This window comes from Streptomyces sp. MMG1533, assembly GCF_001279775.1.
Taxonomy (GTDB): domain Bacteria; phylum Actinomycetota; class Actinomycetes; order Streptomycetales; family Streptomycetaceae; genus Streptomyces.
Map to the genome: position 1 here is coordinate 35,327 of NZ_LGDG01000224.1, position 21,826 is coordinate 57,152.

General features: G+C 70.7%; 16 protein-coding genes and 1 pseudogene. 9 read left to right on the plus strand and 8 right to left on the minus strand.

Annotated features, from left to right (window positions below):
• The first annotated feature begins 11 nt into the window (after nt 1-11).
• From ADK57_RS50075 to ADK57_RS52555, 3 genes and pseudogenes are all read left to right on the plus strand, one after another.
• Nucleotides 12-182: a hypothetical protein gene (locus ADK57_RS50075; RefSeq protein WP_159050153.1), complete on the plus strand. Its 171-nt coding sequence runs from the start codon at nt 12-14 to the stop codon at nt 180-182.
• A 62-nt stretch (nt 183-244) separates the two neighbouring features.
• Complete coding sequence (locus tag ADK57_RS26120; RefSeq protein WP_053752011.1) at nt 245-829, plus strand: TetR-like C-terminal domain-containing protein; 585 nt, start codon at nt 245-247, stop codon at nt 827-829.
• Nucleotides 741-1,241 (plus strand): annotated as a pseudogene (locus ADK57_RS52555) (alpha/beta fold hydrolase); the annotation flags it as partial. The gene ADK57_RS26120 and the pseudogene ADK57_RS52555, both read left to right, overlap by 89 nt.
• Nucleotides 1,242-1,457: 216 nt before the next feature.
• Here ADK57_RS52555 and ADK57_RS26130 read toward each other — a convergent pair.
• Nucleotides 1,458-2,369: an isocitrate lyase/PEP mutase family protein gene (locus tag ADK57_RS26130; protein ID WP_078973341.1), complete on the minus strand. Its 912-nt coding sequence runs from the start codon at nt 2,367-2,369 to the stop codon at nt 1,458-1,460.
• A 105-nt stretch (nt 2,370-2,474) separates the two neighbouring features.
• On the opposite strand from ADK57_RS26130, the gene ADK57_RS26135 reads away from it, so the two are divergent.
• Nucleotides 2,475-3,863, plus strand: coding sequence for a hypothetical protein (locus ADK57_RS26135; protein ID WP_053752013.1), 1,389 nt, complete (start codon nt 2,475-2,477; stop codon nt 3,861-3,863).
• On the opposite strand, the gene ADK57_RS26140 is transcribed toward ADK57_RS26135, so the two are convergent.
• The 3 genes from ADK57_RS26140 to ADK57_RS26150 all read right to left on the minus strand — a co-directional run bounded on the left by ADK57_RS26140 (nt 3,860) and on the right by ADK57_RS26150 (nt 8,702).
• Nucleotides 3,860-5,827, minus strand: a complete 1,968-nt coding sequence (locus ADK57_RS26140) for a hypothetical protein (RefSeq protein WP_053752014.1) — start codon at nt 5,825-5,827, stop codon at nt 3,860-3,862. The two genes, ADK57_RS26135 and ADK57_RS26140, sit on opposite strands and share 4 nt — an antisense overlap.
• 5 nt (nt 5,828-5,832) lie before the next feature.
• Nucleotides 5,833-7,536, minus strand: a complete 1,704-nt coding sequence (locus ADK57_RS26145) for a DUF2264 domain-containing protein (protein WP_053752015.1) — start codon at nt 7,534-7,536, stop codon at nt 5,833-5,835.
• Between the two features lie 122 nt (nt 7,537-7,658).
• Nucleotides 7,659-8,702: a rhamnogalacturonan acetylesterase gene (locus ADK57_RS26150; RefSeq protein ID WP_053752016.1), complete on the minus strand. Its 1,044-nt coding sequence runs from the start codon at nt 8,700-8,702 to the stop codon at nt 7,659-7,661.
• Between the two features lie 225 nt (nt 8,703-8,927).
• On the opposite strand from ADK57_RS26150, the gene ADK57_RS26155 reads away from it, so the two are divergent.
• Complete coding sequence (locus ADK57_RS26155) at nt 8,928-10,604, plus strand: rhamnogalacturonan lyase B N-terminal domain-containing protein (RefSeq protein ID WP_053752017.1); 1,677 nt, start codon at nt 8,928-8,930, stop codon at nt 10,602-10,604.
• Nucleotides 10,605-10,616: 12 nt separating this feature from the next.
• Here ADK57_RS26155 and ADK57_RS26160 read toward each other — a convergent pair whose 3' ends face one another.
• Nucleotides 10,617-12,029: an RICIN domain-containing protein gene (locus ADK57_RS26160; protein WP_053752018.1), complete on the minus strand. Its 1,413-nt coding sequence runs from the start codon at nt 12,027-12,029 to the stop codon at nt 10,617-10,619.
• A 161-nt stretch (nt 12,030-12,190) separates the two neighbouring features.
• Between ADK57_RS26160 and ADK57_RS26165 the strand changes: the two genes are divergently transcribed.
• Nucleotides 12,191-13,399: an RNA-guided endonuclease InsQ/TnpB family protein gene (locus tag ADK57_RS26165; RefSeq protein ID WP_053752019.1), complete on the plus strand. Its 1,209-nt coding sequence runs from the start codon at nt 12,191-12,193 to the stop codon at nt 13,397-13,399.
• 18 nt (nt 13,400-13,417) lie between these two features.
• On the opposite strand, the gene ADK57_RS26170 is transcribed toward ADK57_RS26165, so the two are convergent.
• Nucleotides 13,418-14,518 (minus strand): family 43 glycosylhydrolase, encoded by a 1,101-nt coding sequence (locus ADK57_RS26170; protein ID WP_053752020.1) that lies wholly within the window; start codon nt 14,516-14,518, stop codon nt 13,418-13,420.
• 189 nt (nt 14,519-14,707) lie between these two features.
• Between ADK57_RS26170 and ADK57_RS26175 the strand changes: the two genes are divergently transcribed.
• Nucleotides 14,708-16,807: an autotransporter-associated beta strand repeat-containing protein gene (locus ADK57_RS26175; RefSeq protein ID WP_053752021.1), complete on the plus strand. Its 2,100-nt coding sequence runs from the start codon at nt 14,708-14,710 to the stop codon at nt 16,805-16,807.
• A gap of 95 nt (nt 16,808-16,902) precedes the next feature.
• On the opposite strand, the gene ADK57_RS26180 is transcribed toward ADK57_RS26175, so the two are convergent.
• Both ADK57_RS26180 and ADK57_RS26185 read right to left on the minus strand, forming a co-directional pair.
• Complete coding sequence (locus ADK57_RS26180; protein WP_234390424.1) at nt 16,903-18,057, minus strand: aminoglycoside phosphotransferase; 1,155 nt, start codon at nt 18,055-18,057, stop codon at nt 16,903-16,905.
• Between the two features lie 9 nt (nt 18,058-18,066).
• Nucleotides 18,067-19,440 carry an amino acid permease gene (locus ADK57_RS26185; protein WP_053752022.1) on the minus strand — a complete coding sequence of 458 codons (1,374 nt, stop codon included), beginning with the start codon at nt 19,438-19,440 and terminating at the stop codon, nt 18,067-18,069.
• Nucleotides 19,441-19,566: 126 nt separating this feature from the next.
• On the opposite strand from ADK57_RS26185, the gene mmuM reads away from it, so the two are divergent.
• Both mmuM and ADK57_RS26195 read left to right on the plus strand, forming a co-directional pair.
• Nucleotides 19,567-20,493, plus strand: coding sequence for a homocysteine S-methyltransferase (gene mmuM, locus ADK57_RS26190; protein ID WP_053752023.1), 927 nt, complete (start codon nt 19,567-19,569; stop codon nt 20,491-20,493).
• A 243-nt stretch (nt 20,494-20,736) separates the two neighbouring features.
• Nucleotides 20,737-21,822: a LacI family DNA-binding transcriptional regulator gene (locus ADK57_RS26195; protein WP_053752024.1), complete on the plus strand. Its 1,086-nt coding sequence runs from the start codon at nt 20,737-20,739 to the stop codon at nt 21,820-21,822.
• Nucleotides 21,823-21,826 lie beyond the last annotated feature (4 nt).

A 21,826-nucleotide genomic window follows, 5' to 3' on the forward strand; every position in this document is an offset into this window, starting at 1 on the left:
AAGGACCCGGTATGCCGCTGTTCGACATCCGATCATTGGTCGCGCTCACCCTCGCCCTGCTCTGCGCCGCCGTCGTCGGCGGCCTGACACTCCTCGCCGGGGCGTCCTGGCCGACCGCCTTGCTCGCGGCCGGCGGAGCCGGCTGGGCCGTGCTGACCGGGCTGCCGCTGCTGATGCGATGAGCCATTTCCTAGATGTATTAGGCTGATGGCTAGTGCTCGCAGGCTTCCTTGGAGGTCACCCCATGCCCCGCGCAGGACTCACCGTCGCCCGGCTCGCCGCAGCCGCCGCCGACCTCGCCGACGAGGTCGGCTTCGAAAACGTCACCCTGTCCGCGCTGGCCCGGCACTTCGGCGTCAAGGACGCGAGCCTGTACTCGCATGTCAGGAACCTCCAGGACCTCCGCACACGCGTTGCGCTGCTCGTCGGCGGGGAGATGATCGACCGGATCGCCGCCGCCGTGGTGGGGCGGTCCGGGAAGGACGCCCTGGCGGCGTTCGCCGGGGCCTATCGGGAGTACGCACTCGAACACCCGGGCCGGTACGCCGCCACACAGGTCCGCGTCGACCCGGCGCTCGTCGCCGACACCTCCGCCATGCTCCGCACCGCCGAGGTCACCTACGGCATGCTCCGCGCCTACGGCCTCGAAGAGCCCGACCTCACCGACGCCGTACGGCTGTTGCGCGCCACCTTCCACGGCTACTGCGCCCTGGAGTCCAGCGGCGGCTTCGGCCACCCCCGTGCCGTCCAGGCGTCCTGGGACAAGGCGATCGACGCCCTGCACATCAGCCTCGAACACTGGCCTCGCGAGGAGGAGAACCATCACTGAGGAACAGCTCACCTACGACATCCGCGGCGACGGGCCGGTCCTTCTCGTCATCCCCGGTGGCGCGGGTCACCCCATGGGGCTCGACGCGATGACGGACGTGCTCGCCGAGCGGTTCACCGTCGTCACGTACGACCCGCTCGGCCTGGCCCACGGCCGCCTCGGGATGTCCGTCGACGACCAGCGGGTGCAGGCTTGGAGCGACGGAGCGAACCGGGTGCTCCAAGCGACCCTTCCGGAAGGGGAGTTCGCCCACGTCCTCGGCACCAGCTCCGGTGGCATCGCGGCCCTCGACCTGCTCGCGCGGCATCCCGAGCGGCTGCGGCACGTCGTCGCACACGAGCCGCCCTGCGTTGCGGTACTGCCGGACGGAGATCGGCACCAGGCGATGTTCCGGGAGGTGTACGACACGTATCGCACCGCGGGGCTCCAGGCTGCCGCCGCCCGGCTCGGCGCCGGGCTGGAGGGGCGGGACGCGAAGGAGCATCCCAAGGGGCAGCCCCTGTCCCGCGAGGAGGAGTTGAGCCTTCCCATGGCCATCTTCCTCGCCCATGTCCTGGTGCCGTTCACCTCGTACACACCCGAACCGGGAGCCCTGACCCCACGTCTCACCCTCGCCGCCGGGTCGGACTCACGGGGGCAACTCCTCCATCGCACCGCCGAGTTCGTCGCGGAGCGGGCCGGCAGCGACTTCGTCGAGTTCCCCGGCGGGCACATCGGTGCCGTCCAACACCCGGGCGCCTTCGCCGAACGGCTTGTTCAGACGCTGCTTCCGGCCGCCCCCGGGACTGGCTGACCACGCCTCGACCTCGGCATACGACGGCGCGGCACCCCGCACGGACCGGCCCGCCCGGATCTCCCGCACCGTCTCCAGCGCCGCGCCCAACGCCCTCCGGTACAGCAGCGAGCCGAGGCTGACGCGTCGAACACCCAGGTCGGTGAGGTGGGGGACGGTCGGGCCGGTGGGTGAGTAGAGGATGTTGAGGGGGACGGCCAGCCGCTTCACCAGGGCGGTGATCTGTGCCGGGTCGGTCAGTCCGGGGACGAACACGCCGTCGGCGCCCGCCTGTTGGTAGGCGTCGAGGCGGGTCAACGTCTTTGAGACCCCTCCGTCGCCCAGCCAGTAGGTGTCCGTGCGGGCGTTCACGAAGAGGGCCGGGGCGGCCGACTTCACCGCGGCGATCTTCCGGGCGTGCAGGGCGACCGGGCCCAGGCCGTCCTCCAGATTGATGCCGGCCGCCCCGACCACGGACAGCTCACGCGCCAGTTCCGCCACCCGCTTTGGGTCCTCGCTGAAGCCGTCCGCCGCGTCGACGGAGAGGAGGAAGGGTTCGGTGCCCAGGGTCAGGGCGAGCTGGAGGGTGTGCTCGCGGGTGGCCGGTGATCCGTCGGGCAGGCCGACGGCCGCGGAGACGGCGAGACTCGTCGTGCCGATCGCGCGAAAGCCCTGTGCGGCCAGGGCCGTCGCGGAGGCGTGGTCCCAGGCGTTGGGGAGGAGCAAGGGCTCCTCGGGGTGGTGGTGCAGGTCGGCGAAGGCGGTCATGTCCGCCACGGTAGGCGCGGCTCGGTTCGGTACCGGCCGAAGTGTTCCTGCGACGGCCCCCAAAACCCACGGCAACCTTTGATCGTCCGGCGGCAACCCTCGGACATGACATCTGCAAGACACCCCGCCGGCCACCGCCGAGTCCGTGCCGCCCGCAAGCCCGTCCTCGCCGGACTCGTCGCGGCCGGTGCGTTCGTCGGCGCCTGGTACGCCGTGGCCGGTGCCGCCACGACCGCCGCACCGACGCTCGCCGTCACCACCACGGCCGTGAGCCTGCCGGCCAAGTTCCCCTATCTGTCCGCCGGTTACAACAACACCCGCGAGTGGACGCGGACGGCGACCGCGGCCGCCCCGAACGGCACCCTGCGCGTCGCGTGGCCCGCCTCGGACGGCATCCACGTCACCCCGCTGACGGCCGCCGGGAAGCGCTCGGGCGCGGACACCGTCGTGAAGGGGGCCAAGGAGGTCGGCGGCCTGGTCGCGCACAACGACGGCTTCGCCCTGCTCACCCGCGTCGCCGACACCAACAAGTGGAAGGAGACGGCCGCGGCGGTCGTCCGCTACACGGGTGCCAAGAAGACCTGGAGCACCAAGCTCACCTCCACCTCCTCCCACGACACCGCCCCGCTCCTCGACGGCCAGCTCACCTGGAACGGCACGAAGTACGGCGCGTACTTCGTGGTGCACGGCGCGGGCGGCTTCGCCGACGGGCACTTCGGCGACAAGCTGTCGTACGTCAGCGCCAAGGGCGCCAAGCTCAGCGGTGGTTGGAGCTGGGGGTGCAGCCACAACGAGGGCATCGCCCTGCACGCGGAGAAGACCGGCGCGTTCACCTCGCTCTGCTTCGACGACTGGCGTTCGGGGCTGTTCGTCTCGACCGGGATCGGCGCCCCGGACAACGCTCCGGTCGTGCAGCGCGAGCAGTGCTGGGCCGGTTACTGCGGCGGCACGTTCGCGGGCCGTACCGGCGACCTGGTGAAGTCGTCCACCGGCCGTTACGCCACCGCCTTCGCCTCGCGCGGCGCCGCCTCCGCCGCGAAGAACCCGGACGACGCGAGCGGACGCGGCTGGACGGTGAAGCCGAAGACCGGCACCCACCAGGTGACCGTCGCCTTCCTCAAGAACCGCAACACCCCGGCCGGCAAGGCGATCCGCCTGTCCAACACGCCGGGCACCGAACACGTCAACGTGCGCCTCGCCCCGTACGGCAAGAACCGGCTGCTGCTGTCCTGGGAGTCCCTGAAGAACGCCAAGTGCGCGAGCGGCACCTGCACCGGCACCTTCACGGGCACGCACCTCAGGCTCATCGACTGGAACGGGAAGTTCCAGAGTGCGGACAAGGTGATGGGCGCGCGGATCACCGGTGACCTCGCGGTCCTCAAGGACGGCACCCTGACCTGGGCGTACGCGCCCGCGACACCGTCGTACGCGAAACCGCTGACCGGTGCGTCCCCGACCGCGACGACCCTGAGGATCGCCCGCCTCACGCCCTAACGCATCCGCTCGGCCATCCGGCGCATGACCTCGACGGGCAGCGCCGGATTGCGGGCCGCCCACTGAGCAAGGTCGGTCTCCCGCAACAGCCGGGTCAGCACGTGGGCCGGGAGTCGGGGGTGGCGGGCGGCCGACCGGCGGATGTGCTCGTGCGGGTCCTCCAGCAGTCGCACGGCGCATGCGGGCGGCAACCGCGGGTCGGTCGCGGTCCGGTAGCGCACCTCTGCGCTCACGTCCCGGCTGAGCCGCTCGACCAGCTCGGTCGTCGAGTCCGGATCGTCCGGGGACAGTCGGCGCATGCGCGGGTCGGGGTCGTCGGCGTACCGCAGAAGGTCGTGGCGGGGGAAGTTCGGGTGGCTGCGCGGGCGGTCGGGGAAGCTGAGGCTTCCGTCCCACCACCGCCAGACCTCCATGAGCATGTCCGCGGGCGCGTCGTCGCAGGATTCGGCGAGGAAGAGCCGGACGATCCGGTCCTCGTCGCGGGCGAGGCGGGCGACGACGTCGGAGGGCAGGTGCCGGGCCCGGGCGACGCTTCTGCGGACGAGGGGGTGCGAGGAGGCGGCCAGGCGGCGCATGGCGTCCTCGTCGTGGTGCAGGTCCGCGACCCAGTCGAGCTCGTGGCTGCGTGAGCGCAGCTCGAAGTCGATGGGGATGCGGGCGCGTTGCTCCTCGGTGAGGTCACCTCGTACCGACACCGCGTAGCGGACGCCTTCGTCCGGGTCCTCGGCGAGGAGAGCCACCAGGTCCGGGTCCAGGTGCGGGTTGCCGGCGAGGGCGACTCGCTCGGCCTCCTCGCCGTGCCGCGCCAGATGTTCGGCGAGGTCGCGCTCCAGGCACAGCGTCTCCAGGTCACGGGTTTGGAGGTCTTCGGCTTCGAACACCGAGGGGGGCACCGGGTGCTCCCGGTGGTGCAGCAGGAGGGCAGCCCTGCGCACCTTGTCGGCGGGATCGGCCAGGAGCGCCTTTCGGCCCGGGGTGTCCAGATGCGGCCAGGCCGCCGGGCAGACCGCGCACCGCACTCCGTCGTCGGGGTCGGCGGCCAGCGCGATCGCGAGGGGTGCGGGCAGGCCAGCGAGCCGGGCGGCCTCGGAGCGGACGCGCGCGGACGGATCGGATGCGAGCTTTTGGCAGATGTCCTCGGTGAGCTCGGCCCGACGGTCCGCGGCCAGCAGGGTGAGGAGCCACCGCTGCCGGGTGTCCTGCGCACCAAGGATCACCCGAGCCCACTGCTCGGGCGTGATGTTCGGCTGCACCTCCGCGGCAAACGCCCTTACCTTCCAGTCCGGGTGGGCCAGTGCCGCGTCCACGACCGCCGTCGGCAGGTAGCGGTACATGACGTGGTGGGACCGGCCGAACAGCTGGATTCGCAGGTCCTCCGGGATGACGTCGTTGAGCGAGAGTCCGCGTGCCCATGCGTCGAGCAGCTTCTCGCCGGGTCCCGGCCCCTCGAACAGCGAAGCCCAGGCAGCGGCCCGCCGCTCCGGTGTGTCCAGAGCGGCCGCAGCCTGCGCCGCCGCCTCCTGACGCTCCTTGATCCGTTCCTCGGCGATCAGCCAGACGTCGTACTCCTCGACCGTGGCGGCCACCAGGGCGTCCCCGTCGAGCGACAACGTGACGAACTCCGGCTGCCCCGGCCGCTCGCCCAGCACTCCGGCGAGGTCCCAGTCGGCGGTGAGCCGGACGCGGGTCCAGGGCGAGCAGCTGCCCGCCACGCCGATCAGGAACACTCCGTCCCCGTCGAGGATCCCCGCCTCGGCCGCCAGCCGGTGCCACTCCCGGTTGACCGACTCGGCCAGATCGGTCCGGTCCGTCCGCACGGTCGCGGTCGGCTCGGTCTCGAACCCGATGACCCGCCGCCACGCGGCGCCGGGCGGCAGTACCTCCTCGATCCGCCAGTCGCCGGCAGCGATCTCCAGCCCGGCCCGCCGCAACCGGTCGAACACCTCGTCTTTTCCACCCGCCATGGGGCTCATCGTGCCCGACGGAGCTCCTCGACGACTACGCCCGCGCCCGCGTCCAACCGCACCCGCACCTGAGGCCCCGCGCTCCAGCGGACCGTCAACTCCCCCGCCCCGTCCACCCGCACGCTCACCGTCTCCTCAAGCGGCACGGGCTCCGGTTCGGCGGTGAGACGCGCGAGCGCGACGAAGAGGGTGTCGCCGTCACCGGTGACGCCCGCGAGTTCACCGTCAAGGCCGACGACAGGCACGACCTCCGCCCGCACACCGTCCGCCGCCGCCCATCCGGTGACCCGCACCGCCGTACCCGGCTCCGCACCCGCCACCACATGAGCGCGCACTTCCACCGCTCCGCGCGCGAGCACGACACTCGTCACCCGGGCACCCCCGCCCGCCGTGTGCCGCGAGGCCACCCAGCCGTCTCCGACACCCAACGGCTCGATCCCGGTACGGCTCGGATCGTCGTCCACGATCACGCTGTTGTCGTACGACGACGAAGGCGTCGTCACCGTCGAGTACGCGAGGCGCGTGTAGTACGGGTCGTAGCGGACGTCCTCGCTGCCGTGGTTGTGGAGGCGGACCACACCGTCCGAACGCGTGGACTGCAGCAGCCAGTTGGGGGCGGCGATCGGCGTGACCGCGTCCGCCTGCTCGGCCGGGCCCGGTTCCTCCGGGGCCGTCCACACCTCGTGGTCCGGCGGAAGCAGCAGGCCCAGGAAGCCCTTGCTCGCCCAGTACGGGGACGCGGGGCCTGAATAGCCTTGCAGGACGGCGGAGTCGGGCCCGTGCCAGCCGAGTGTGAGCAGGCCCCGCGAGTCGACCGCTCCCCGGTCCAGGAAGTACTTCAGCGCCCCGGAGGCCAGCCTGCGCGTCTCCCCCGGCGCCAGCGGCGTACGGCCCGTCATCGCGCCGAGCCACAGCGGGGCGGTCGTGGCGAAGCGGTACGTCAGGGAGCGGCCCTGGTGCATGGGGGCGCCGTCGCCGCCGAACAGGCGGGCGTAGTCGGCGAGATGGCGTTCCAGGCGGCCGCCGTAGAGGTCGAGGAGCCGGTCGTCGTCCGCCAGCCAGGCGTGCAGCACCGGGTAGAGGTGCATCGCCCAGCCGTTGTAGTAGTCGAACTTGCGGCCGTCGCCGTCGGTGTACCAGCCGTCGCGGACGTACCACTGCTCGATGCGTTCCAGGCCGTTGTCGATCGCCTTGCGGGACGCGTCGACCTCGTAGCCGATCTCCTGCAGGAACCCGCCGACCGTGACCGGGAACAACTCCCAGTTGCAGGGCCAGGCTTCGGCGGTGAGCGCGTCGCCGAGCCAGGCCGCGGCCCGCCGGCGCACGCCGTCGTCCAGGCGGTCCCACAGCAGCGGCCGGGTGAGCCTGAGCGCGAGGGCGATCGACGCCGCCTCGACCAGCGGCTGACTGCGGTCCTCGATGCGGGGCCAGACGCCCGCGACCCCGGCGGCGAGTCCGTCGGCGTAGCGTTCGAGGGCGGTCTCGTCTCGGCGGAAGGCGGCCAGCAGCAGCGTACGGGCGTAGCCCTCCAGGCCGTCGGAGAGGCGTCCCGACCAGCTCTCGCGGTCCCCGGGGAGGTGGTAGAGGGCACGGCCCTCGCCGGCGTACGGCTCGACGGCCGCGAGGAGGGCGTCGGCGGCCGCCTCCCAATGGGCGCGGGTGCAGCCGGTGAGCGGGCTGAGGGTGCGGTCGTCGGGAGGCAGCTGCATGGGTCTCTTTCGTGCTGGGAGTGCTCGGAGCGCCGGGAGAGCGGGGAGCGCTCGGAACCTCGGGACGCTCGGGTCGACGGAAGCCTGGGGCGCCCCGGTTCCGGTCGGAGCGCCCCAGGGGTCTATCCCACCCTTACCAGGCCCTCCGGCACCAGATGCCGGGCGACGAGTTCGTCGCGGACCAGTCCCGCGTACACGGTGGCGCCGTGCGCGGAGGTGTGGGTGTTGTCCCGTTTCTCGTTGTAGAGGTACAGCGCCTTGGAGCCCTCGACTCCCAGCGACTCCACGATCGCCTTCGTCTTCGCCGTCAGGTCGATCAGCGGGACGTCCTCGGCGGCGGCGACCGAGCGGACGACCTCAGGATGGTTCACGCCGAGGCCGTTGACCAGAAGCGCGATGTCGTTGTTCAGGGTGCCGTCGGAGTTGAACCAGCGGCGCACGATCGGGGTGACGAGGACCGGGCTGCCGCCCTTCTCCCGTACGCCCGCCACCAGGGTCTCCAGGTTCGCCCGGTAGGTCGCCTCGTCCGTCGTCTTGTCGTTGTGGGCGAGCTGGATGAGCACCAGGTCACCGCGGCGGATCTCTGGTTGGACGGTGGCCCACAACTGGGGGTTCCCCAGATATGTCACCGTACTCTCGCCGGAGTCCGCGTAGTTGGCGACGGACACGCCCTTGCGGAGGTACTGCGGCAGCTGCTGGCCCCAGCCGGAGTACGGGTCGCCGGGCTGGTCGCAGACCGTGGAGTCGCCGACCAGGAAGATCTGGCGGGCGTGCCGGGCGGGGGTGACCTTGATGTCGGCGAGCGCGGGCGCCGAGCCGCCCAGTACGAGGTCCAGGCCCAGGGTGCCCTCGGGCCCGGTCGGCTCGCCCTCGGGGGTGCGGACGTTCACGGTGAAGCTGCGGGCGACGCGCTCGCCGGCCGGGACGGCGGTCTCGGGGAGCAGGGAGCGCCGGGTCTCGCCGGCGATGCTCGTGCTCGACTCGGCGTCGCCGCCGAGGAGGACCGACACGTCGTACGTGCCGGGTGCGACATCGAAGTGGCAGGCGGTGGTGGTGCAGTTCTCACGTCCCAGGGGGCGCTGACCGCCATGGGCCTGGGCCGGTACGGCGATCACTCCGGCGCCCAGGGTCAGCGCCGCCAGCACGGCGAGGTTGAAACGTCTCATACGGCTCCTCCGACGGTCCTGCGACAGGGCGACAAGGCCTGGCCGGTGGACGGTACCGCTCTTGGCAAGCGCTTTCTAGACCTTGGATCGATTTCACGTGATTGCTGACTCGGGGCTCGCGAAAGCCCTTTCGCGAAATCGATTCAACTGTCACTCTGCCAACCAGGATCCGCCGGGCAGGCCCCGGCACCCGCACCCCCACACCCTCCCGAAGGAGGCACCCCCATGTCCGGAACCGCGAACAGACCGGTCCGACGCCGCACCTTCGTTCTCGGCACCGCGGCCGCCGCCGGTACGGCCACCCTCGCCGGCCCGCTCGCGCAGAGCGCGTCCGCCGCGGCCTTCGGCTACAGCGACGACGGGTCGAACTACGTCGTCGACACCGGCGCCAACCTCGTCTTCAAGGTCAGCAAGTCCAACGGCGACCTGACCTCGCTGGTCTACCGGGGCGTGGAGTACCAGGGCTACGGCGGCATGAACTCGCACATCGAGTCCGGTCTCGGCACGTCCACGGTGTCCGTCAAGCAGTCCGGCACGACGATCCTGATCTCCGTCGCGTACGGCACGCTGAAGCACTACTACGCGGCCCGCAGCGGCGAGAACAACGTCTACCTCTGGACCAACAAGGCCGACACGTCCGTCTCCGCGACCCGCTACATCGTGCGCGTGAAGAAGGGCCTGTTCCTCAACGACGAGCCCGACTCCTACACGTACACGAACAGCACCATCGAGGCCTCGGACGTGTTCGCGAAGTCCGACGGCCAGACCCGCTCGAAGCACTTCTCGAAGCTTCGGGTCATGGACTACAGCCACATCGGCTGGACGACCGGCAGCGTCGGCCTGTGGATCGTGCGCAGCAACCACGAGAAGGCCTCCGGCGGCCCCTTCTACCGCTCCCTGCTGCGCCACCAGAGCGCGGACGGCGGCGGTCTGTACGAGATCCTCTACTACGGCCAGAACCAGACCGAGGCCCAGCGCTTCGGCCTCCAGGGCCCGTACGTCATCGCCTTCACGGACGGCGGAGCACCCTCGTCGTCACTGTTCCCGGGCACACTGACCACTTCGTGGGCGGACTCGCTCGGTATCTCCGGGTACGTCGCCGCGAGCGGCCGGGGCCGGGTCGCGGGTGTCGGGATCACCGGGCGGAACACCGCGTACGCGTACACGGTCGGGCTGGCCAACTCGGCCGCGCAGTACTGGGGTTCGGCGCGGGCGTCCGACGGCTACTACTCGATCGGCGGGGTGCTGCCGGGGACGTACACGCTGACCGTCTACAAGAGCGAGCTGGCTGTATACAGTACGCAGGTGACCGTATCCGCGGGCGGTACGACCACCCTCAACTCGATCGCGATCCCGTCCTCGAACGACCCGAGCAACGCGAGCGCGATCTGGCGGATCAACGACTGGACCGGTACGCCGAGCGGCTTCAAGAACGCCGACCTGATGACGTACGCGCATCCGTCGGACGTCCGGGCCTCCGCCTGGACCGGCAACGTGGTGATCGGCAGCGGCAGCGAGACCTCCGCCTTCCCCTGCTACATCTGGAAGGACGTCAACAGCGGTCTGCTCGTGTACTTCAAGCTGACCGCGGCCCAGGCCGCCGCCGCGCACACCCTGCGCATCGGCGTGACGACGGCCTACGCCAACGGCCGGCCGCAGGTCGTCGTCAACAGCTGGACGTCGGCCATCCCCTCCCCGCCCACCCAGCCGGACACCCGGTCGCTGACCAACGGGTCCTACCGGGGGAACAACCACACGTTCACCTACAGCGTTCCGGCGAGTGCCTGGCTCACGGACACCAGCCAGTACAACACCCTGAAGATCAACGTGGTGAGCGGTTCGGGGCTGACCTCCTACCTCAGCGCGGGCACGGCGATCGACGCGATCGATCTGCTGGCCTGAGCCGACCGAGCGTCAGGTTCCTCGCGTCCACTGCTGGTTGGTCGCTCCGTTGCAGGTGTACGTGATGATCGCGGCGGAGTTGGCGGTGGACGCGCCGTTCACGTCCAGGCACTCGCCCGTCGCGCGGGACTTGACGTTGACGTAGGAGCCCGTCGTAATGAGGGACCACTGCTGGGCGGTGGACGTCGCGTTGCAGTTCTCCTGGGTGACCGTGCTCGCGTTCTCCTGGACGCACAGGGAGCTGCTCCTGACCATCAGCTGGTAGTAGCCGCTGCCGACGGACTTGAACCAGTACTTCTGGTTGTTGCCGCCGTTGCAGTCGTACTGCTTGATCTGCGCGCCCTGCCACAGCGACTGGCTGGTCACGTCGGCGCACTTGGAGGAGTGCCTGGCCATCAGCGTGTTGTACGTGGCGCTCGTGCCGCTGATCGTGCCGGCGGCCGTGTCGATGGTGACCTCCGGGGACCAGGACATGGACATCGAGGTCGAACTCGGGAAGGTCAGCGGCAGCCACACGTACCGGGAGTCGTTGACGGTCCCGCCGAAGGAGTTGCCCCAGCGGTCGCCGAGGTAGAGGTACGAGGTGCCCGAACTGCCCTGCACGGGAAGGACGAACGCGGTCTGCGAGCCGTACGTCGTCGAGTCGCCGACGTTGGTCATCGCCGTCCAGGGGCCGGACAGCGAGGTCGCCGTCGCGTACTGCTGCTGGTTGGGGCTCCAGCCGGTCGCGCCCGACGTCAGCATGAAGTAGACGCCGCCCCGCTTGAACAGCGCCGGCGCCTCGCGGTGGCCGCCGTGCCAGGGGTCGGCGACCAGGCTCGCGATGCCGGTGTAGTCGGCGGTGAGCCGGTAGATGTGCAGGTCGTAGTTCTCGCGGGCGGCGGAGACCATGTAGCCGGCGCCGTCGGTGTCCACGAAGACCGTGATGTCACGGGACATGTGGGTGTCGAGCGGGCGGAAGCTGCCCTTCCAGGTGTAGTTGCCGTCGACGGTGTCGGAGACGGCGACGGCGGCGCGGGCCTCGCTGTAGTCGGTGCCGTTCTCCTTGTGCATCCACATCACGAACTTGCCGGTGGAGGCGTTGTACATGACCTTCGGGCGCTCGATGTTGGCCGTGGCCAGCTCGGCGGCGCTCGACTGGGTCAGGACGTGGTTGCGGAACTCCCAGTTCTTCAGGTCGGTGGAGCGGTAGGCGTCCACGTACCGGAAGGTGTTGTCGGCGTTGCGGTTCTCGCCGAACCAGTAGTAGTAGGAGCCGACCTTGAGGACCCCGCCGCCGTGGGCGTGCACGGGGCTGCCCGACGTGTCCGTGAACTGGGTGCCGTTGGTGATGGTCTGGGGTGCGGCCTGGGCGGGTCCGGCGGTGGCCAGGGCGCTGAGCAGCGCGAGACAGAGGGCGAACAGGGCGGCGTAGGTACGTCTCATCGGGGCCTTCCTTCGTGGATACCCCGACCTTCAGGCCGGGGAGGAAACGAAGCTCCTGCGGAGCAGGGCAGGAAGAGCCAGTTCGCCGCCAGGGCGGACCGGCGTATACCGTCCACAGGTCGACATCCGTCACTCACACAAGAACTGATAGAATGTAAGGTATGACGCAGCAGGTCAAGCGGGCGTTCAAGTACCGCTTTTACCCCACCGGCGAGCAGGCGGCTGAGCTGTCGCGCACGTTCGGCTGTGTCCGCCTCGTCTACAACAAGGCGCTGGAGGAGCGCACGCGGGCCTGGTACGGCGAGCAGCGCCGCGTCTCCTATGTGCAGTCCTCGGCCGCGCTGACGCAGTGGAAGAAGACCGGAGAACTGGCCTTCCTGACGGAGGTGTCCTCCGTCCCGCTCCAGCAGGCGCTCCGCCATCTTCAGACAGCGTTCGGGAACTTCTTCGCCAAGCGCGCGAAGTACCCGCGCTACAAGAGCCGCAAGAAGTCCCGCGCGTCGGCCGAGTACACCCGCAGCGCCTTCACGTGGCGCGACGGGCACCTGACCCTGGCGAAGATGGCCAAGCCTTTGGATATCCGCTGGTCGCGGCCCCTGCCGGAGGGTGCCGCGCCCACGACGGTGACTGTGTCCCGCGACGCGGCGGGTCGCTGGTTCGTGTCCCTGCTGTGCGAGGACAGCATCGCCCCGGCCCCCGCCACCACAGCGGCCATCGGTATCGACGCGGGCGTGACGTCCCTGGTGACACTGTCCACCGGGGAAAAGGTCGCCAATCCCAAGCATGAGCGGCGTGACCGCGCCCGCCTGGCCCGAGCGCAGCGGGAGCTGTCCCGCAAAGCCAAAGGTTCCGCGAACCGGGAGAAGGCCCGTCGTCGCGTCGCCAAGGTCCACGCGCGGATCGCCGACCGGCGCCGTGACTTCCTGCACAAGCTGTCGACTCGACTCGTCCGTGAGAACCAAACGGTCGTGATCGAGGACCTCACCGTCCGCAACCTGCTGAAGAACGGCACGCTCGCACGCGCCATCTCCGATGCTTCGTGGACGCAACTGCGCTCCATGCTGGAGTACAAGTGCGCCTGGTACGGGCGCGAGCTCGTCGTGATCGACCGCTTCTTCCCCAGCAGCAAGCTGTGCGGGAACTGCGGCACGGTCCGCGGGAAGCTGCCGCTGAACGTCCGCGAATGGACGTGCGCCTGCGGCACCGTGCATGACCGCGACGTGAACGCAGCACGCAACATCCTGGCCGCCGGGCTGGCGGCGTCTGCCTGTGGAGACGGTGTAAGACCTCAACGGGAGTCCTCCCGGACGGGGCGGTCGTCGGTGAAGCAGGAACCCCAGCGGGCGACCGCTGGAATCCCCCGCCTTTAGGCGGGGGAGGAAGTCAACTCACGCACTCTCCTTGACCGGTTCGGCGGAGGCGGCCGGCGCCGTGTCCGCCACGGGGATGCCGAAGTCGGGGGTGCCGTCCGCCTTCCAGCCGAGCTTCTGGACACGGGTGTGGCGGTTGGGGTCGTTCAGCGGGTCGCCGACGATCTCCTTGTACTGGCGGGCGTGGTAGACGAGGACGTCGGTGCGGCCGTCCTCGGCGACGGTGAAGCAGTTGTGGCCCGGGCCGTACTGCTTGGTGGTGTCGTTGCTGGTGAACACCGGCGTCGGAGACTTGACCCAGCTCGCGGGGTTCATCAGGTCGCTGTCCACGTCGGCGGTCAGCAGGCCCATGCAGTAGTTGTAGTCGGTGGCGCTGGCGGAGTAGGTCATGAACAGACGGCCGTTGCGCACGATGACCGACGGGCCCTCGTTGACCTTGTAGCCGATGCACTCCCAGTCCAACTCGGGTGTCGAAAGCCGGACTTGAGGGCCCGTCAGGGTCCACGGGTTCGCCATCCTCGACAGCCACAGCGCGGTGTTGTTGGCCATTGCGGGCTCGTGCTGGGCCCAGGCGAGATAGCGGGTGCCCCGGTGGGTGAAGGTGGTGGCGTCGAGTGAGAAGGTCTCCCAGGCGGTCTTGATCTGGCCGCGCTCGGTCCACGTCCCCTTGAAGGGGTCGCGATGTGCGTTCTCCAGCACCCAGATACGGATGTCCCAGACGCTCTCGGCGGGCGCCGAGGCGAAGTAGATGTACCACTTGCCGCCGATGCGGTGAATCTCGGGCGCCCAGATGTGCGCGCCCATGACGCCGGTCGCGTGCTTGGTCCAGATCACGGACTCGGCGGCGGTCGCGAGGCCGTTCAGGGTGCGGGAGCGGCGCAGGATGATCCGGTCGTACTCGGGGGCGGTGGCCGTGAAGTAGTAGTGGCCGTCGGCGTGACGGTGGATGTGCGGGTCGGCCCGGTTGCGGACGAGCGGGTTCACGAACGGGGGTGCTTTGGGGGTGGGCGCGGCATGGGCGACACCGGCGGTGGCCGCCGCCAGGGTGCCCGCGGCCAGGGCGCCCTTCAGCAGCAGTCTGCGGTGAGGATCTTCGGGCAGGTCGTTGTCGCGGCTCATACGGACTGCCTCTCGGGGGTGGGGGTGTCCTGAGAGCGATGTTCGATATTGAGAACATCTGTTGTTATTCCGAACGCCGAAAAGGTAAGCGCGTGGAACGGGGAGGTCAACGGGTTGGACGTGACTAAAGAAGGCGCTTTCTGCGGCCAGATTTCTGTTATCGGCCGCGACCCGGCCCGTCTCCGTTACGTGCACAGCCATACCCACAAGACAGCAGCGGCCGCCGGCGCCCTCGCGGCGGTCGCCGCCCTCCTCTCCACCGCTCCCCCCGCGGCGGCCGCCGGTGCCCGGGACGTCACCGCCGACGTGCTCGCGGACCGGGACGTGACGCTCACCGGCGACACGGTCGTCAGCGTGCCGTCGGGGACGACGACGTACGACGGCGTGTTCCGCGGCGAGGGCGCACTCACCGTGCGCGGCAGCGGGACGCTGGTCCTGACCAAGGACAGCGACTTCACGCTGCCGAAGTCCCGGCAGCGGCAGAAGGTGTCGACGCAGGGCGGCAACCACCCGTACGTCACCACGTCCAACCCGGATCCGCCCGCGGTCACCGTCGAGCGGGGGGCGACCCTGCAGTACGGCGACGGTGGTTCGACCGGGCTGATCGGCCACTTCCCGTACAGCACCCCGGCGTTCCGGCTCAACCAGGACAACATCCGGGTCGACGGCACCCTGCGGCTCTCGCTGAAGGACGTCGGCTACAACCTGGGCACCATCAGTGGCTCCGGCCTGGTCACCCAGCCGAGGTTCCTGTGGGGCACCTGGGACCTGTCGGGCACCCACCCCTTCTCCGGGGTGATCGACAACGGCACACAGGTGAACGCCGGACGGCCGGAGTTCGCGACCTCGCTGCCGAACGTCCGCAAGGTTCTCAACCAGGGCACCTGGACCGTGGACACCCCGCTGGGCCAGACCGTCACCCAGCGCATGGACTTCTACCAGCGCGAGTACGGCAGCGACATCAACGTCCAGTCCCGGCCGGGCAGCAAGGTCATCCTGACCGGCCAGTACAGCTGGTCGAACCAGGGCGGCGACACCGCCCCCTCGCTCAGCGACCCCGCCCTGAACTGGACGCCCGCGCGGAAGAACGTCAACAAGCGCGGCACCAACATCAAGGGTGCCAACGTCCAGTGGGGCGACGGCACCACGAACAAGATCTTCATGCCGGGCACGGCCGAGACCGTCTACATCAACCTGCTCGCGGCACGCTCCCGTTCGCTGCTCACCTTCGACTACAACGGGCCGGTGACCCTCGGCGCCCCCATCGGCGGCGGCCGGTTCCACGACACGCTGTCCGCACCCGGCGCCGGGGACATCGTGATCGCGGGGACGCGCGGGAACGACGTCACCTTCGCGGCGAAGCAGTACTACGACGGCTCGACGACCGTGGAGAAGGGCGCGGTGCTGCGACTGGGCTCCGGGCAGGGGGACGGTTCCCTGCTGACGGGAACCGAACGGCGCCGGGTGGTGAACAACGGGACGCTCTTCGTGAACAACGCCAAGAGGGCGATCTCCTTGGCGTACGTGAGCGGAAGCGGTGCGTTCGTGCAGGCGGGGGCGGCCACGACGACGCTGACGGGCAGCGCGGTGACGTACTCCGGGGCGACGACGGTCAAGAAGGGCACGCTGGCGCTGCGATCGGGGGCAACTCTCGTACGCAGCAAGGTGATCCGGCTTTCCTCGGCCGGGTCACGGCTGGACGCCTCGACGTCCGGGCTGCGCGTCGCGACCACGCTGACCGGCAAGGGCAAGGTGAAGGGGGCGGTGACGAACGAAGGGGTCGTGGCGGGCGGCCTCACCGTGTCCGGTGACTACACGCAGCGCGCCAAGGGTGAACTCGTCTTGCGGGACAAGCCGTTGAAGGTGACGGGGGCGGTGCGGCTGGCCGGGAGCCTGGATCTGTCGGCCGCCGGGGCCGACCCGGCGCCGGAGATCACGGTGCTCGACCATGCGGGACGGGCGAGGACGAACGGGGCGTTCACCGGGCTGAAGGAGGGCGCGAAGGTGAAGCTCGCCGACACGACGTACCGGATCAGTTACAAGGGCGGGGACGGGAACGACGTGGTGCTCGGCGCGGTCGCCGCGAGCCCGTCACCGTCCGCCGCTCGCGGCACGGAGTCGTCCGGGGCCGTGGCGGCCGACACACGTACCGCGAACACCGCGAGCAGTGGGCTCGGTTGGTGGCCCTACGTCCTGGCCGTCGGGCTGCTCCTCGGGCTCGTGGTGCCGGCGTCGCTGTACAGGAGGGGTGGCCGGCGGAGGGGCGGGCGGCACGCGGCGCAGGGGTAGCGGGCCAGGGGCGCTCGCCCGCCCCGGCCGGGTGCCGCCATCTGTGGGTCGGGAGCCGCCCGAGCGCCTCGGCTGCCCCCGGCCGATCGGGCGCGTCAACTGCCGCTCGGTGCCTCCGGGAACCCCAACCTCGGGGCCAGCGCCCGCGCCTCCCTCGCCCACTCCCCGAGGAACGCCAACGTCAACCCCCGCTCGCGGTAACGGCGTTCGGCATCCACCGCTCGGGCGCCGCCGTAGTCCCGCTGCTCCTCCCCCGCGTTGGCCAGCATCAGGGCGGTGAGCCAGTCGTACTTGACGGCCGAGGCGCAGACCGCGAGGCGTACGAGGTTCTCGTCGCCTCTCCAGCCGGTCGAGCGGAGGCCGTGGAGGTACGCCTCGTAGGCCCTGGTCGCGTACTTGGGGAGGCGGGCCGCCGGGACGAAGAGGTCGAAGACGGAGTCGGGAAGGTAGTTGCCGAGGTCCTCGCCGAGGGCGCCGTCGCCGGCGAACGCCCAGTCGAACACGGCACTTCCGGGGCCGTCGGCGCAGGTGTTGGCGGGCCACAGGTCGAGGTGGCTGAAGGCGCGCGGCAGGGACTCCATCACGTCGAGGAACCAGTCCCGGTCGTGATGCAGCCGGACCATCTCGTGCCGCAGGCTCTCGGGGAAGTGGTCGCGGACCAGGGGTTGTTGCCAGGCCTCGTCGTCGTCGAGGAGTTCCTGGCCGAGGGTGTTGCTGCCGACGTACTGGCGCAGGAAGCGGTGCGAGAGCCACGGCCGGTCGTCCGTCGCGCCGACGGCTCCCTGGGCGGCGCCCAGGCGGCGGGCGTGTTCGATGTGCCGGGCGACCTTCCAACGGGTGGCCGGTTGGCCCCGTACCCGCTCGAGCCACAGTGCGATGTCGCCGCCGGAGCGTTCGACGCAGGCCAGCAGCCGGGGTGCGCGGACGCCGTACGGCTGCCAGAGCTGCGCGAGGCCACAGGTGTGGACGTCGGCCTCGCGCCGCCAGTAGTTCCAGTGCCGGGGGTCGTCGGAGGCCGCCCAGCGTCCGGTGGCCGCCTTGTTGCGGGTGAGGACCTTCAGGATGGCCGAGCGGTCACCGGCGCTGACGGTCCAGACGCCGCCGGTGACGCCGTTCTTCGGGTTGTGGGTGAGGGACGACAGGAAGATCGGCCCGGTGAAGGGGCCGAGGACCTGCCGGGCCTCCTCGGACACCGCCTCGGCATCGGCGACTTCGGGGCCCTCGGCGTCCACGGCATCGGTGTCAGGCATGCCCCAAGGCTAGGCGGGGTCCTCCGCCGTCTCCCGGCGTCCACGCAGCCACACGTAGACCGGGATGCCCGCGAAGAGGAACAGCACGCCCTGGTAGACGGCCGCGTAGCCGGCGCCCGCGATCAGCCAGAAGGAGAAGGCGAAGGAGAGGGCGGCGACGATCAGGTCGCGGACCAGGCCGGCCGGGCGGACCTGCTCGCGGGTGCCCTTGGCCAGCCAGTACAGCTGGGCGGCGGCCGAGAGGAGGTACGGCACGCACCCCGTGAACGTGGTGATCAGGACGAGGACGCGGAACGTGGTGTCCGGGCCCGCCGTGTAGTTGAGGGCGATGAGCAGCGTGCCGAGGACCGCGACGGCCCAGACGCCGAAGCCCGGCACCCCGCCCTTGCCCACGCGGGCGAACGGCGCCGGGAAGAGGCCGTCGCGGGCGGCGGCGTACGGCATCTGCGCGGCCATCAGGATCCAGCCGTTGAGGCAGCCGGTGATCGAGGCGACGGCGACCAGGGCGATGGCGGTGCCGCCCCAGGTGCCGCCGGTGATCGAGTTCACGGCGTCGGCGAAGGGGGCACCGGAGTCGACCAGCTTGTCGTGCGGGACGAGACCGAACACGGCGACGATGCCGAGGATGTACACGAGGGCGGAGCCCAGCGTGCCGAGGACGCTCGCGCGGCCGACGTTGCGCTCGGGGTCGCGGACCTCGCCCGCGCTGACCGCGGCCGACTCGACGCCGAGGAAGCTGTAGAGGAGCAGCGCGGCGGAGGCGGCCAGCGCGCCGGAGACGCTCTCGCCCGAGGCGTTGAACGGGCCGTAGTTGTCGGTGTCGACGAAGAAGAGACCGACGGTGGCGACGAGCAGCAGCGGCACGAACTTCAGGATCGTGGAGACGACCTGGACCGCGCCGACCCAGCGCGTGCCGGCGAAGTTCGCGGCGGCCGGCAGCCACAGCGCGGCGAACGCGACCAGCGCTTCGAGGGTGTGGTTGCCGTGCAGCGGGATCAGGACGTCGACGTAACCGACGACCGCGACCGCGAGGGCGGCGATGCTGACCCAGCACATCGTCCAGTACGACCACGCCGACAGGAAGCCCGCGAAGGGGCCGAAGGCGTCGCGCGGGTACACGTACAGACCGCCGGTGACCGGGCTGCGCCGGGCCAGCTTGCCGAAGAGCAGCGCGAGCAGCACCGCGCCTATCGACAGGACCACGAAGGCGAGGAGGCTGACACCGCCGTACGGGGCCACGGTGGCGGGCAGCGCGAAGATGCCTCCGCCGATGATGTTGCCCATGACGAGGGCGGTGGCGGCGGCCGGGCCGAAGGTGCGGCGGCGCGGGGCGGCGGCAGCCGGGTCCGGCTCGGTGGTCTCGGTGGGGCTGGGGGCGGTCATGGCGGATCCCTGGGGAAAGGGGGCGGGGAGGGCGTGATCGTAACCTGACATTCCACATGCTGGGCAATCTGTTCATGTACTGGACACACACGGCTGTCTCGCAGCCCCGTCGACTAGCGTCGTGACATGACCAGCGACAAGCCTTCCTCTCTCTCCGCAGCCCTCGCCGCCGGGACGGTCGTCCTCGACGGCGGCATGTCCAATCAGCTCGAGTCCGCCGGGCACGACCTGAGCGACGAACTGTGGTCGGCGCGGCTGCTCGCGGAACGGCCCGAGGCGATCGCCGAGGCGCATCTCGCCTACTTCCTGGCGGGCGCGGACCTGGCGATCACCTCCAGCTACCAGGCGACCTTCGAGGGCTTCGCGAAGCGGGGGGTCGAGCGGGAGCGGGCAGCCGAACTCCTCGGCCTGAGCGTCGGGTTGGGCCGCGACGCGGCGGCGCAGGCGCGGGCGAAGGGTGTCACCCGGCCGCTGTGGGTGGCGGCCTCGGTCGGGCCGTACGGCGCGATGCTCGCCGACGGCTCCGAGTACCGGGGCCGGTACGGGCTCGGCGTGGCCGAGCTCGAGGCCTTCCACCGGCCCCGCCTGGAGGTGCTGGCCGCCGCCGGTCCGGACGTCCTCGCCCTGGAGACGGTGCCCGACGCCGACGAGGCAGAGGCGCTGCTGCGGGCGGTACGCGGCCTCGGGGTGCCGGCCTGGCTGTCGTACAGCGTCGCGGGCGACCGCACCCGCGCCGGGCAGCCGCTGGAGGAGGCCTTCGCTCTCGCCGCCGACGCGGACGAGGTCATCGCCGTCGGCGTGAACTGCTGCGTCCCCGAGGATGTCGACAACGCCATCGAGACCGCCGCCCGCGTCACCGGCAAGCCTGTCGTCGTCTACCCCAACAGCGGCGAAGCCTGGGACGCCGAGGCCCGCGCGTGGCACGGCCGTTCCTCGTTCGCGCCCGAGGAGGTGCGGGGCTGGCGGGAATCCGGAGCTCGGCTGATCGGCGGGTGCTGCCGGGTGGGGCCGCAGGCGATCGCCTCCATCGCGCGGACGCTCACGGAGGCGTGAGCCACTGACGAGCCTTGAGCCACTGATGAAGCGTGAGCCACTGACGAAGCATGAGTCGCTGACGAAGCCTGAGTCGCTGACGAAGCGTGATGCCGACGAGGGCGTGAGCCCAGTCCTGTCGTTTCCGCTCGTCCCCGTCCCCTACCACTGCTAGCCTCCGCTTCGGGAACCGGTTTCCATCCATGTTGCCGCAGTTCCCGAGGGGTGGGCGCGACGCAGCCCGGGGAGAGGGACGAGGCAGGTATGACGAGAAAGAGCGATGCCGCGGGGCGGAGCACGATCCGGGACGTGGCGACGCGTGCGGGGGTGTCCGCGTCGACCGTGTCGCGGGTGCTCGGCGGTGTGTACCCGGTGAGCTCGGCGACCCGCACGCGGGTGATGCGGGCGGTCCGTGAGCTGGACTACGTCGCCGACGCGCGCGCCAAGGCGGTGGCGGGCGTCGGCACGCCCACGCTGGCGTTCGTCCTGGAGGACATCACCGGACCGTCGTTCGCGCTCATGGCGCACGGCGTGGAGCGCGAGGCGACCCGGCTCGGGCACCTCTGCCTGGTGTGCAGCACGGAGGGCGACGTCCGGCACGAGCTGGAGTTCGTCGAGATGATGCGCGCCCAGCGGGCCGCCGCCGTGATCCTGGTCGGCGGCGTCGCCGACACCGCCGAGTACCGCGAACGCACCCGCCGTATGGCCGACTCGCTGGCGTCGGCCGGCTCCCGCCTGGTGCTGTGCGGCCGTCCGACGCTGGGCCCCGGGGCGCCGGTGTCGGTCATCGAGTACGACAACGAGGGCGGCGCCTACGCCCTGGTCGCCCATGTCCTGGCGCAGGGGCACCGCCGGGTGCTGTTCCTCGGTGGCAAGCCGGACCACACCACGGCACAGGGCCGGGAGCGCGGCTATCTGGCCGCCCATCGCGCCCGCGGTCTGGAACCCGACCCGGCGCTCGTGCTGCACGGGGACTTCACCCGCGACGCGGGCCACCGGCTGATGCGCGAGGCCCTGAAGGAAGGGCTGGAGTTCACGGCCGTGGTCGCCGCCACCGACATGGTCGCGGCGGGCGCGCTGACCGCCCTGCACGAGGCGGGCCTGAACGTGCCGGAGGACGTGTCGCTGGCCGGCTACGACGACATCCCGTTCGCCCGCGACCTGCACCCCGCGCTGACGACGGTCCACGTCCCCTACGAGGAACTGGGCCGACTCGCCGTGCGCACCGCGCTGGGCCGCACGACGGAGGCCGGGGCCGACCATCTGCTGCTGGGGACACATGTGGTGGTACGGGACTCGGTGACGGCAACCGGTTTCCAGGTGGGTCCCGGGCGGCCGGTCTCCGGGTGACCCG